This window comes from Mesorhizobium tamadayense, assembly GCF_003863365.1.
GTDB classification, from domain to species: domain Bacteria; phylum Pseudomonadota; class Alphaproteobacteria; order Rhizobiales; family Rhizobiaceae; genus Mesorhizobium; species Mesorhizobium tamadayense.
Map to the genome: position 1 here is coordinate 37,869 of NZ_RQXT01000031.1, position 12,135 is coordinate 50,003.

A 12,135-nucleotide genomic window follows, 5' to 3' on the forward strand; every position below is an offset into this window, starting at 1 on the left:
AATTCTGATTCAATCCCCGTGTTGGCGGCTCCCGGCGTGGCAGGTCTCCGGTCGCACTGAAGGGTAGTGAACAGACTATGCAGCCGGCAGCCGTCCCGACCGACACGAATAGCGACATCGCCAGCACCGTTGTGGCGACCATGCGCCAGCTCGGCGTGCTCGGCCTGCCTCGCAACTATGAAATCTTCTATGAGGCGCTCAGCGGCAGCAATCACGAGCTCAGCCTTGCCGTTGTCTCATTGAGCAACCGGCCGACGCAGGAGGAGCTCGATCGCATCGGGCGCACCTTCGTCCCGCAGCACCATGGGCCCGCCATAGTCGAGCACGCCCGCGATGTGATCGCCAAGGAGCTGGAGGATGTGGCAGCGCTGCTGCGGAGCGAACGCACCCATGTCGAGAAATACGGCCGCATCCTCGACGAGACGTCGAGCGGGCTGAGCAATCGCAGCCTGCTTTCGCAGGAGCTGCTGCACAAGATTGCCGGCGCCATGTCGGCCGCCACCAATTCGACCCTCGATCACAACCGGCAAATCTCCAGCACGCTCAGCGAGAAGACGGCCGAGCTTGAGAGCGTCAAATCGAAGCTGGAGGAATACAAGCGGCTCGCCGACACCGATCCGCTGACGCAGATCTGGAATCGCCGCGCCTTCGATAAGCAAATCACGCGCATCTACAACAGCAACCGCGGGATCCTGTTCAACGCGCTGATCCTTGCCGATATTGACCGTTTCAAGGACATCAACGACCGTTACGGCCATCCGGTCGGCGACAAGATCATCCAGATCATCGCCGAGATATTCCAATCCAGCATTCGCGCCGACATGTTCGTGGCCCGCACCGGCGGCGAGGAGTTCGCGCTGATTGTCGAGGGCGCCAGCGAGGATACTACCTACGAGATCGCCGAGCGCCTCCGCGTGCTGATCGAGCAGACGCCGTTCACCAGCAGCCAGACGGGCACGAACTACGGCACCGTGACCGTCTCGATGGGCATCTGCATGGCCTCCGAGGCCGACACCCCCGAAGACCTCTACACCAAGGCCGACAGCGCGCTTTATCGCTCCAAAGTCGGCGGCCGCAACCGGGTCACCAGGCATTCCACCATGGCCGGCCGTGCCGGCAAGGGTTGGCTGCTCTACAAGAAAGACTGAATTTACGCGGGCGCATCCAGGCAGATCCCTTTCCAAATGAATTTTTGTGGACTATATTTTCCACAGAAATGAAAGGGTGCGCTCATGCAACGTCCAGTCGCCGCCGCGACGGCGGCGGAGAATGCCGTCATCACCAAGGCCACGCTGCGCGCGGCCGACCTGCTCGACATCACCGCGAGAACGCTGGCGCTGGTCATCGGCGTCTCGGAAGCGACGGTCTCGCGCATGCGCAAGCAGGAATTCCTGCTCGAGCGCGGCACCAAGCCGTTCGAGCTTGCGGTGCTCTTCGTCCGGCTGTTCCGCTCGCTCGACGCTATCGTCGGCGGCGACAAGACCGTCGCCCGGGCATGGCTGAAGAACCCGAACACGGCGCTCGACGGCACGCCGCTCGAAAGAATCCTGACCATTGCCGGACTTGTCGATGTCATCGCCTACCTGGACTCCCGACGCGCTCTCGTCTGAGGCCGTCAGGCTCGAAGGCAAGTATTGGCGGATGGTCGAGGCGCAGCATCGCGTCTCGACGCTGAAGCTCGTCGACACGCTCGACGAGCAGGGCCTGCTCGAGGATCTCATCGAGGAGACCAAGCTGCAGATCCCGCTCGAGTGCCGCCACCTTCATTATCTTCTGGCGACGCCCTTCCGCTACGGCTCGATCTATCCGTACGGCTCGCGCTTCCGCCGCGCGGGCAAGACGAAAGGCGTCTACTACGCCGCCGAGACGGTGCTGACGGCGGTGGCAGAAATGGCCTTCTACCGCCTGCTGTTCTTCGCTGAATCGCCACAGACGCAATGGCCGAACGATGCAGCCGAATACACCGCCTTTGCGGCTTCGATCAAATGCGACAAGGCCGTCGACCTCACCCGGCCGCCGCTCGACCGCGACGAGAAGACATGGACGCATCCGACCGACTACGCCGCCTGCCAGGCCATCGCCGATGTGGCGCGCGAGGCCGAGATGCAGGCGATCCGCTACCGCTCGGCGCGCGATCCGAAAGGCGCCAACATCGCGCTCCTAACGTGCAGGGGCTTTGCCAAGGCCAAGCCGCTGGAACCTCACACCTGGCGCATCCGCATCGGCTCGTTCGGCATCCAGGCGATCTGCGAATTCCCGGACAGGCGGCTCGAATTCTCGCGGACCGCGTTTGCGGATCCGCGGCTGGCGGACATGCGCTGGGAGCGCGGCCGCTAGTTTCAGCGCGACTCGCTTTAAGCGAGAATATTCACGGCACGTGCTGCTACCAGCGCGATGGTCAGCAACGAGATCATCGCTTCGGCCATCATCAAAAGCTTGGCGCGCTGGGTGAGCGGCAAGGTGTCGGTTGGCGAGAACGCCGTCGCGTTGGTGAAGGCCAGGAAGACGTAGTCGACGAAGCCGGGTAGCCAGTCGCGCGTCTCGCGATCGGGCAGCGTCATCTGCGGAAACAGGAAGTCCGCATGCGCGCGCTTGACCAGGCCGCAGGTCGGCGGTCCGCCGCGATCGGTGCTCCAGAACCACAGCGCGAAGACGATGACGTTGGTCACCCAGATGTTCAGCGCATCGACAAGCAGCGTCGTGCCGGCGCCGGCATGGCCTTCGAGCAAAGCTCGAACCAGCAAGACCAGAGATCCGCAATTCATGATGCTGATGACCCCGGTCATGACCAGGGCGGTGCGGCGGATGAAGACGCGAAACCGGCCGATCGCGTACCAATGCTCGTGGTCGACGGCTTTCTGCGTCGCCATTTGCGTCCAGGCCGTTGCGATCGACAGCGGCATGAGCAGCGCCGCCTCGATTACGGGAGCCAGCCAGCGCGGACCGAACGACAGGTCGTTGATGACGAGAAGCTGCAGGCAGATGACGACAAGCACCGCCGCCCGCGCCGACCAGAAGTCGATCGCGCGGTGGTGGATGATGGCATGCTCGTGACGCATGATAACCGGGGAAGCGGGTTGGCGTGGGGCGCGCACGCTTCACGCCAATCTTGGTTTTGCAATGGTCGCGAGCGGACACATTTTCGTAATCGCTCATGTGACCGGCATGTCCCAGCTCCTGAATCGAAAAGCGCCGGATTTCTCCGGCGCTTGATCGACAAATCAGATTGGAAGCGGGCTCAGGCGTTGGCGGCCTGCTTGTGCTGGACCGGATGGCTCTTCTTGAGCAGGTCCGAGACCAGGAAGGCCAGCTCGATCGCCTGGTCGGCGTTGAGGCGCGGATCGCAATGGGTGTGATAGCGGTCCTGCAGGTCTTCCGCCGTGATGGCGCGGGCGCCGCCCGTGCACTCGGTGACGTTCTTGCCGGTCATCTCGACATGGATGCCGCCGGGATGCGTGCCTTCGGCGCGATGCACCTCGAAGAAGGTCTGCACTTCCTTGAGAATGCGGTCGAACGGCCGCGTCTTGTAGCCGGCTGCCTCGATCGTGTTGCCATGCATCGGGTCGGAAGACCACACCACGTTGCGGCCTTCCATCTTCACCGCCCGCACCAGCTGCGGCAGATGCTCGGCGACCTTGTCGGAGCCGAAACGCGCGATCAGCGTCAGCCGGCCGGGCTCGTTCTCGGGGTTGAGCAGGTCGATGAGTTCCAGCAGGCCGTCCGGCGTCAGCGACGGACCGCATTTCAGGCCGAGCGGGTTCTCGATGCCGCGGCAATATTCGACATGCGCATGGTCGGGCTGGCGCGTGCGGTCGCCGATCCAGATCATGTGGCCAGAGGTCGCATACCAGTCGCCGGAGGTCGAATCGACGCGCGTCAGGGCCTCTTCATAACCCAGCAGCAGCGCCTCGTGGCTGGTGTAGAAATCGGTCTCGCGCAGCGCGAAATTGGTTTCGGAGGTGATGCCGACCGCGCGCATGAAATCCATCGTCTCGGTAATGCGGTTGGCCAGCGCACCGTATTTCTCGCCCTGCGGGCTGTCGGCGACGAAGCCCAGCATCCAGCGATGCACATTTTCCAGGCTGGCATAGCCGCCCTGCGCGAAGGCGCGCAGAAGATTGAGCGTCGCGGCAGACTGGCGGTAGGCCATTTCCTGCCGCGCCGGATCCGGGATGCGCGACGCGGCGTCGAACTCGATGCCGTTGATGATGTCGCCGCGGTAGCTCGGCAGCGTCACGCCGGCCTTGGTCTCGTTGTCGGACGAGCGCGGTTTGGCGAACTGGCCGGCGACGCGGCCGACCTTCACCACCGGCTGCGCGCCGGCGAAGGTGAGCACGACCGACATCTGCAGGAAGACGCGGAAGAAATCGCGAATGTTGTCCGCGCCGTGCTCGGCAAAGCTCTCCGCGCAATCGCCGCCCTGGAGCAGGAAGGCCTCGCCGGCGGCGACCGCCGCCAGTTGCTTCTTCAACTTGCGCGCCTCGCCGGCAAAAACCAGCGGCGGATAGGTGGCGAGCCGCGCCTCCGTGGTCTGCAGCGCCGCAAGGTCCGGGTAGGCCGGCACCTGCTTGATCGGCTTTGCCCTCCACGAATTCGGCGACCATTTCGTCATCGCTGCACCCAAACGCCCTTTCAGAGCAATTCCAGGAAAAGCGCGAAGCGGTTTTCCGTCCGGAATTGCGTCAAACAAACAAGCAGGCGCCCTCGCCTGCAAATCTACCCTGTATCAGGATCGCGGCTCCTTACACGAAGCCGATTTCCTATTCTAGCCGGGAATTTCAGCAGTGGCGAATGGCTTCACCTGCCTTAGGCGGCTTTGTCGACCAACCGCGCCAATTGCGTCATTACCACCGCCGAGCCGGCCAGGCGTTTCTCCGCATTCGGCCAGTCGCGGATGAACACCACGCTGTGGTCGGCCCTGATCTTGGCCAGCGAGCCCTGCTCGCCGATGAACTTGACCAGCCCGACCGGATTGGGGAATTCGCGCTTGCGGAAATGGACGACGACGCCCTTGGGGCCGGCATCGAGCTTCTCGACATTGGCTTTGCGGCAAAGCATTTTGATGAAGACGATCTTCAACAGATGCGTCACCTCCTCCGGCAGCGGCCCGAAACGGTCGATCAACTCGGCGCCGAAGCCGTCGATTTCCTCGGTGGTTTCGAGGTCGCCAAGGCGGCGGTAGAGCGCCATCCTGAGCTGCAGGTCCGGCACATAGCTTTCCGGGATCATCACGGCGGTGCCCACCGCGATCTGCGGCGACCAGCCGCCGTCCTGCGCCTCGCCCGAATCCTTCACCTCGGCCACCGCCTCTTCCAGCATCTGCTGGTAGAGCTCGAAACCGACCTCCTTGATGTGCCCGGACTGTTCCTCGCCGAGGAGATTGCCGGCGCCTCGGATATCGAGGTCGTGGCTGGCAAGCTGGAAGCCGGCACCGAGCGTGTCGAGCGACTGCAGCACCTTCAGCCGGCGCTCGGCCGTGTCGGTGAGCTTGCGTTTGGCCGGCAGCGTGAACAGCGCATAGGCGCGCACCTTCGAGCGGCCGACGCGGCCGCGCAGCTGGTAGAGCTGGGCCAGACCGAACATGTCGGCGCGGTGAATGATCAGCGTGTTGGCGGTCGGGATGTCGAGGCCGGACTCGACGATGGTGGTCGAAAGAAGTACGTCGTACTGGCCGTCGTAGAAGGCGTTCATGATGTCGTCGAGCTCGCCGGCCGGCATCTGGCCGTGGGCGACCGCCACCTTCAGCTCCGGCACGGATTCCTTCAGGAAATCATGGATTTCCGAAAGATCGCTGATGCGCGGCACGACATAGAAGGAATGCCCGCCGCGATAGCGTTCGCGCAGCAGCGTCTCGCGGATGACCAGCGGATCAAAGGGCGAGATGAAGGTGCGCACCGCCATGCGGTCGACCGGCGGCGTGGCGATCAGCGACAGCTCGCGCACGCCCGTCAGCGCCAGCTGCAGCGTACGCGGGATCGGCGTCGCCGACAGCGTCAGCACATGCACGTCGTTCTTCAGCTCCTTCAGCCGCTCCTTGTGCTTGACGCCGAAATGCTGCTCTTCGTCGATGATCAGCAGGCCAAGATTCTTGAACGAGATCGAGCTGCCGAGCAGCGCATGCGTGCCGACGACGATGTCGATCGTGCCGTCGGCAACCCCCTTCTTGGTCTCGGCCAATTCCTTGGAGCCGACCAGGCGCGAAGCCTGCCCAATGCGGATCGGCAGGCCGGAGAAACGTTGCGAGAAGGTCTTGAAGTGCTGCCGCGACAGCAGCGTCGTCGGTACGACCACCGCAACTTGGAACCCTTCCATCGCAGCGATGAAGGCGGCGCGCAGCGCCACTTCCGTCTTACCGAAGCCGACGTCACCGCAGATCAGCCGGTCCATCGGCTTGCCTGCGCCGAGATCGTCCGTGACGGAATCGATTGCTGTCTGCTGGTCGTCGGTTTCCTCATAAGGGAAGCGCGCCGCGAACTCGCCATAGAGGCCGTCGGCCGGGATCATGGCCGGCGCGGCGCGCATCTGCCGCTCGGCGGCGATGCGGATCAATTGTCCTGCCATGTCGAGCAGGCGGCGCTTCAGCCGCGCCTTGCGCGCCTGCCAGGCGCCGCCGCCGAGCTTGTCGAGCGTCGCTTCCGCCGAATCCGAGCCGTAGCGCGACAGGAGCTCGATATTTTCGACCGGCAGGAACAGCCGGTCGTCGCCGGCATAGTGGATCTCCAGGCAGTCATGCGGTGCGCCGACCGCCTCGATGGTGCGCAGGCCGATGAAGCGGCCGATGCCGTGATCGGCATGGACGACGATATCGCCCGAGGACAGCGACGTGGCCTCGGCAATGAAGTCGGAAGCCTTCTTTTTGCGTTTCGAACGGCGGATCAGCCTGTCGCCGAGAATGTCCTGCTCGGCGACGACCACCATATCGTCGGTTTCGAAGCCGGATTCGAGCGGCAGCACGGCGAGCCCCGCCTGCCCCGGCCCGAGCTTTTCGACCTCGGCAAGCGTGGCGACGGGCTTGAGGTTGCCGAGATGGTGCTCGGCGAGGATCTGGCTGAGACGGTCGAGCGAGCCTTCGGTCCAGCCGGCGACGATGACGCGGCGGCGCGCGGCGCGCTCGTCGGCAATGTGCTTTACGACCACATCGAAGACATTGATGGCGGGATCGGCGCGCTGCTCGGCGAAGCTGCGGCCATGCCGCGAGCCCGCGTGGAAGACTCGTCTGCCCCCGACATCGGGCGCATCGAAGACGGTGAAGTCGATGTCCTCGCGCGGCCCGAGCGAAGCTTTGAGATTTTCCGGCGAGAGATAGAGCAGATCCGGCGCCACCGGCTTGTAGGGCACCGCATCCTTCAATGCGCTGTCGGCCTGCTTCCGGCGGGCCTCATAGTGGTCGAGGATCAGCGTGTGGCGCTCGGCCAGCGCCTCATGCGCCAGATGGTCGAAGACCACAGGCGCATCCGGCAGATAGTCGAACACCGTCTCCAAGCGCTCGTAGAAGAACGGCAGCCAATGCTCCATGCCGGCAAAGCGTCGGCCCTCGCTGACCGCCGCATAGAGCGCGTCGTCGCGCGATGGCGCGCCGAAAGCCTCGATATAGGAGCGGCGGAAGCGGCTGATCGTCTCCGGCGTCAGCGCCACCTCGCTCATCGCCTGCAGCGCCATCGACTTGCGCTGACCGGTTGTGCGCTGGGTCGCCACGTCGAAGACGCGGATCGATTCCAGAGTGTCGCCGAAGAAGTCGAGCCTCAGCGCCTCGCTCCAGCCGGGCGCGAACAGGTCGAGGATGCCGCCGCGCACCGCGAACTCGCCGACGTCGCGCACCGTCGGCACGCGCTCGAAACCGGAATTCTCCAGCCGCGCGATCAACACGTTCATGTCGATCTGGTTGCCGGGCTTGGCATGGAAAGTCTGCGCTTCGATCAGCCCGGCCGGCGGAATGCGCTGCAGGAGCGCGTTGGCGGTGGTGAGGATCACGGCGCGATGCGGCTTCCTGGCGAGCGCAATGATGGCGGAAAGCGCGTCGCGCCGTCGCGCCGCAGCGTCCGCGCCCGGTGAGACACGGTCGTAAGGCAGGCAATCCCAGGCAGGCAGTTCCAGCACCGGCAGTCCGGGCGCCGCGAAGGCGAGCGCATCGATGATCGCCGGCAGCCGCTGTCCGTCGCGCGCGACGAACAGCACTGGCTTGTCGGGCGCGATCTCGTGCGCCGTTTGCACCAGCGCGAAGGCTTCGTAGCCGTCGGCGACACCGTCGACGATGAACTGGCCGGCGCGGCCTTTCGGCAGGCCGATGGAGGGAATGAGGCTCATGGGTTAAGCGTTTTTCAAAAGGTCTTGGTCCGTCGCGACGCCAGGATCTTCTGCAGCACCGCGCAATCGATATCAGGCGGAACCGGGCGTTCACCGGTGATCATCGGCAGGAATTCGGTGTCGGGGATTTCGAGAAGCATTTCATATTGGTCGATTTCATCGCCGGTCAAGGCGCCGATCTCGGCATCGGCGAAGGAACCAAGGATGAGGTCCATCTCGCGCATGCCGCGATGCCGGGAGCGGAACAGCAGCTTACGCCGGCGGGCGTCGAGCCCCTCGCTTGATCGCTGCGTTCCGGTCATCGTGCCGCGTCCCTGTTCGAAGCGGCGCATATAGCGTGGATAGAAGACGGTGTCAGCCTTTGCGCTGCGCCCGTCGCGACATAAGCTGACAAGATGCGTCCCTCCGTCCTCGATCCCCTGTTCGTCCCGATCACCTCGCTTGCCGGCGTCGGCCCGAAAGTCGGGACGCTGATCGAAAGGGTCGTGCCAGCCGATCTCGGCGACCGTCCCGCACGCGCCGCCGACCTTCTGTTCGTCTTGCCCAACACGGTGATCGACCGGCGCAACCGCCCCGGCATAGCGCTTTCCGCCGAAGGCCAGATCGTCACGCTCGAGGTGCGGGTCGACCGCCATCAGCCGCCGCCGCGCGGCAACAGGTCCGTGCCCTACCGGGTCTACGCCCATGACGACACCGGCGAGATCGCGCTGACCTTCTTCCACGCCCACGCCGCCTATCTGCAGAAGATGCTGCCGGAAGGCGAGCGCGTCGTGATCTCCGGCCGCATGGAATGGTTCAACGGCCGCCCAACCATGGTCCATCCCGACCATATCGCACCGATCGACGAGGCCGAGGGCCTGCCGCTGGTCGAGCCGGTCTATCCGCTCACCGCCGGCCTGTCGGCCAAGGTGCTGCGCCGCGCCATCGGACAAGCGCTGGGCCGCCTGCCGGAATTTCCGGAATGGCAGGACGACGCCTTCATGCGCCGACACACCTTTCCGTCCTTCGGCGACGCGCTCGCCCGCATTCACAACCCGAAGGACCCGCTCGACGTCGCGGTCGAGGGTTCGGCCTGGCGTCGCCTTGCCTATGACGAGTTCCTGGCCGGCCAAGTGTCGCTGGCGCTGGTGCGGGCCAAGATCCGCCGTCTGTCGGGCCGGCCGCTGGTCGGCGACGGCCGCATCGTCGAGAAACTGCGCGAAGCCCTGCCCTACAAGCTCACGCCTAGTCAGGAATTTGCGCTCGGCGAAATCAATGCCGATCTGGCCGATCCCGAACGCATGCTGCGCCTGCTGCAGGGCGATGTCGGCTCCGGCAAGACGGTGGTGGCGCTGCTTGCCATGGGACGCGCGGTCGAGGCCGGCGGCCAGGCGGCGCTGATGGCGCCGACCGAAATACTTGCGCGCCAGCACCTGTCGACCATCGCGCCGCTGGCAGAAAAAGCCGGCCTGCGCGTCGCCATCCTGACCGGCCGCGAGAAGGGCCGCGAGCGCAGCGAAACGCTGGAGGGCCTTACCAGCGGTGCGATCGACATCGTCGTCGGCACCCACGCACTGTTCCAGGAAACGGTGACCTTCCACGATCTCGTGCTTGCCGTCGTCGACGAGCAGCATCGGTTCGGCGTCCACCAGCGGCTTGCCATCACCGCCAAGGGCGACGCGCCGGATATGCTGGTGATGACGGCGACACCGATCCCGCGCACGCTGGTGCTGACCGCCTTCGGCGATATGGACGTCTCGAAGCTCACCGAGAAACCCGCCGGCCGCCAGCCCATCCGCACCGTCACCTTGCCGCTGGAGCGGCTGGACGAACTGGTCGAGCGCATGCGCGATGCGGTGGCCGAAGGCCAGAAAATCTACTGGATCTGCCCGCTGGTCGAGGAATCCGAAGAAATCAAGCTGATGTCGGCGGAAGACCGTTTTGCTTCGCTGAAGCCGCTGTTCGGCGACCGGATCGGCCTGGTGCATGGGCGCATGAAGGGCGCGGAAAAGGACGAAGCGATGCGCGCTTTCAAGCAAGGCGAGACGCGCATATTGATCGCCACCACCGTCATCGAGGTCGGCGTCGACGTGCCGGACGCCACGATCATGGTCATCGAGCATGCCGAGCGTTTCGGCCTTGCGCAGTTGCACCAGCTGCGCGGCCGGGTCGGGCGCGGCGACCGGTCCTCCTCCTGCGTGCTGCTCTACAAGGACCCGCTAGGCGAGACGGCAAAACGGCGGCTTTCGGTGATGCGCGAGACCGAAGACGGCTTCCGCATCGCCGAGGAGGATCTGAAGCTGCGCGGCGAAGGCGAGTTGCTGGGCACCCGCCAATCCGGCACGCCGGGCTTCCAGGTGGCGCGCATCGAATTCCATGCCGACCTGCTCGAGGCCGCCCGCGACGATGCCAGGCTCATCCTGTCGCGCGACCCGGAGCTGCAGTCCGAACGCGGCCAGGCGCTTCGCCTCTTGCTCTACCTGTTCGGGCGCGATGAAGCGGTGCGCTTGCTGCGCGCCGGCTGAGGTCCGGCGCCGAGCGGCGGGTTGGCGAGCGGTCCTTTGATCGCCTCGCCGTTCAGCGCCACTATCTCGGGCATGACCTCAGGCGCCACCAAGCCGGCCGAAACGATCAGCTTGGCGCCGTCCTCGATGGTCATGTCGAGCAGCACGATCTCGGATTTAGGCACATACATCAGGAAGCCAGTGGTCGGGTTCGGCGTGCACGGCATGAACACCGCGATCAGCGGATCGCCTTCCTGGTCGAGCTTCTGGTTGATCTCGGTTTCCTTCTCGCTGGCCACGAAGACCAGCGACCACACCCCTTTTCGCGGATATTCCACCAGCCCGACCTGGCGGAACATGTCGCCCTTGTTCGACAGCACTGTCTGGAAGATCTGTTTCAGCGAGCCATAGATGCCTCGCACCAGCGGCATGCGGCCGAGCAGCCGCTCGCCGAAATTGACGATGGCGCGACCGACGATGTTTGCGGTCATGAAGCCGATGAAGGTGATCAGCACAAGCGCGACGATCAGCCCGAAGCCGGGAACCGGGAAAGGCAGGTAGGTATCGGGGTTGTAGCGCGCGGGAATGTAGGGCTTCACCCAGGAATCGACCCAGCCGATCAAGGACCAGGCGATATAGGCAGTGATCGCCAGCGGCGCGCAGACGACGAAGCCGGTCAGGAAATAGTTCCTCAGCCGGGTCATGCCTGAGGTCTTGGAAGCATCCGACATGGTTCACCGCGGCGCAGGTTGCGACGCCAGATTAATAAACCGCGAGCCGGTTTGGAATTGCGAAGTTTTTAAAGAACGTTCGTCATGCCCACGACTCCCAAGCAACAAAATCCGCTTCCGTTCGCGATTGGCCGGAACATCCTTCCCTTCGTCATCCACGGGCGGAGCAGGCGCGAAGCGACTGCGCAGACCCGAGGATCCATTCCGTGACGTCTGCCGAAGAATACAACATCTCGGGATGGCTGCCTGATCGTCTGGCCGTTATCCTTCTTTCATGACAGGTTATGTCTATATGACTGCGAGCCGAAAGCGCGGCACTATCTATATCGGTGTCACAAACGATCTCGGCCGCCGAATGCCAGAGCACAAATCCGGTGCCGGCGCCCGCTTAACCAGACGGTACGGCGTAGAGCGCTTGGTTTGGTACGAAGAGTATTTCGACATTCGTGATGCGACCCAGCGCGAGAAGTCACTAAACGCTGGCCGCGCCAATGGAAGATCGAATTGATCGAAAAGACGAATCCGGAGTGGTTCGAGCTTTTCCGCGGCACCGGGTGGTAGTGCCTAATTCTGCACGGCTTTGATCCGCCGCAAACGTCACGGAATGGATCCTCGGG

At 64.2% G+C, this 12,135-nt stretch carries 9 protein-coding genes and 1 pseudogene; 5 read left to right on the forward strand and 5 right to left on the reverse strand.

Features of this window, described 5'->3' with window-relative positions; genetic code table 11:
- Positions 1 to 77 precede the first annotated feature (77 nt).
- From EH240_RS22625 to EH240_RS22635, 3 genes are all read left to right on the forward strand, one after another.
- Positions 78 to 1,148, forward strand: a complete 1,071-nt coding sequence (locus EH240_RS22625; RefSeq protein WP_125002744.1) for a GGDEF domain-containing protein — start codon at positions 78 to 80, stop codon at positions 1,146 to 1,148.
- A gap of 84 nt (positions 1,149 to 1,232) precedes the next feature.
- Positions 1,233 to 1,610 (forward strand): MbcA/ParS/Xre antitoxin family protein, encoded by a 378-nt coding sequence (locus EH240_RS22630; RefSeq protein ID WP_125002746.1) that lies wholly within the window; start codon positions 1,233 to 1,235, stop codon positions 1,608 to 1,610.
- Complete coding sequence (locus tag EH240_RS22635; protein WP_125002748.1) at positions 1,570 to 2,337, forward strand: RES family NAD+ phosphorylase; 768 nt, start codon at positions 1,570 to 1,572, stop codon at positions 2,335 to 2,337. Before EH240_RS22630 ends, EH240_RS22635 begins: the two co-directional genes overlap by 41 nt.
- Positions 2,338 to 2,354: 17 nt before the next feature.
- Here EH240_RS22635 and EH240_RS22640 read toward each other — a convergent pair whose 3' ends face one another.
- From EH240_RS22640 to EH240_RS22655, 4 genes are all read right to left on the reverse strand, one after another.
- On the reverse strand, positions 2,355 to 3,059 hold the full coding sequence (locus EH240_RS22640; protein WP_125002750.1) for a hypothetical protein: 705 nt from the start codon (positions 3,057 to 3,059) through the stop codon (positions 2,355 to 2,357).
- A 179-nt stretch (positions 3,060 to 3,238) separates the two neighbouring features.
- The gene (locus EH240_RS22645) at positions 3,239 to 4,612 is read right to left on the reverse strand and encodes a class II 3-deoxy-7-phosphoheptulonate synthase (protein ID WP_125002752.1); all 1,374 of its coding nucleotides are present in this window, start codon (positions 4,610 to 4,612) and stop codon (positions 3,239 to 3,241) included.
- Between the two features lie 194 nt (positions 4,613 to 4,806).
- Positions 4,807 to 8,304: a transcription-repair coupling factor gene (gene mfd / locus EH240_RS22650; RefSeq protein WP_125002754.1), complete on the reverse strand. Its 3,498-nt coding sequence runs from the start codon at positions 8,302 to 8,304 to the stop codon at positions 4,807 to 4,809.
- A gap of 14 nt (positions 8,305 to 8,318) precedes the next feature.
- The gene (locus tag EH240_RS22655) at positions 8,319 to 8,606 is read right to left on the reverse strand and encodes a succinate dehydrogenase assembly factor 2 (RefSeq protein ID WP_125002757.1); all 288 of its coding nucleotides are present in this window, start codon (positions 8,604 to 8,606) and stop codon (positions 8,319 to 8,321) included.
- 93 nt (positions 8,607 to 8,699) lie between these two features.
- Between EH240_RS22655 and recG the strand changes: the two genes are divergently transcribed.
- On the forward strand, positions 8,700 to 10,808 hold the full coding sequence (recG, locus tag EH240_RS22660) for an ATP-dependent DNA helicase RecG (protein WP_125002759.1): 2,109 nt from the start codon (positions 8,700 to 8,702) through the stop codon (positions 10,806 to 10,808).
- Here the strand turns inward: recG and EH240_RS22665 are convergent.
- Complete coding sequence (locus tag EH240_RS22665; RefSeq protein WP_125002761.1) at positions 10,760 to 11,518, reverse strand: DUF502 domain-containing protein; 759 nt, start codon at positions 11,516 to 11,518, stop codon at positions 10,760 to 10,762. The genes recG and EH240_RS22665 overlap by 49 nt on opposite strands.
- Positions 11,519 to 11,792: 274 nt before the next feature.
- Between EH240_RS22665 and EH240_RS22670 the strand changes: the two are divergent.
- A pseudogene (locus tag EH240_RS22670) lies at positions 11,793 to 12,079 on the forward strand (GIY-YIG nuclease family protein).
- The last annotated feature ends 56 nt before the right edge of the window (positions 12,080 to 12,135 follow it).

Bases quoted from the DNA above. Each gene is read 5' to 3' on its own strand.
- EH240_RS22655 (WP_125002757.1), bottom strand. From the start codon at position 8,606: ATGACCGGAACGCAGCGATCAAGCGAGGGGCTCGACGCCCGCCGGCGT.
- EH240_RS22635 (WP_125002748.1), top strand. From the start codon at position 1,570: ATGTCATCGCCTACCTGGACTCCCGACGCGCTCTCGTCTGAGGCCGTC.
- mfd (WP_125002754.1), bottom strand. From the start codon at position 8,304: ATGAGCCTCATTCCCTCCATCGGCCTGCCGAAAGGCCGCGCCGGCCAG.
- EH240_RS22645 (WP_125002752.1), bottom strand. From the start codon at position 4,612: ATGACGAAATGGTCGCCGAATTCGTGGAGGGCAAAGCCGATCAAGCAG.
- EH240_RS22640 (WP_125002750.1), bottom strand. From the start codon at position 3,059: ATGCGTCACGAGCATGCCATCATCCACCACCGCGCGATCGACTTCTGG.
- EH240_RS22625 (WP_125002744.1), top strand. From the start codon at position 78: ATGCAGCCGGCAGCCGTCCCGACCGACACGAATAGCGACATCGCCAGC.
- recG (WP_125002759.1), top strand. From the start codon at position 8,700: ATGCGTCCCTCCGTCCTCGATCCCCTGTTCGTCCCGATCACCTCGCTT.
- EH240_RS22665 (WP_125002761.1), bottom strand. From the start codon at position 11,518: ATGTCGGATGCTTCCAAGACCTCAGGCATGACCCGGCTGAGGAACTAT.
- EH240_RS22630 (WP_125002746.1), top strand. From the start codon at position 1,233: ATGCAACGTCCAGTCGCCGCCGCGACGGCGGCGGAGAATGCCGTCATC.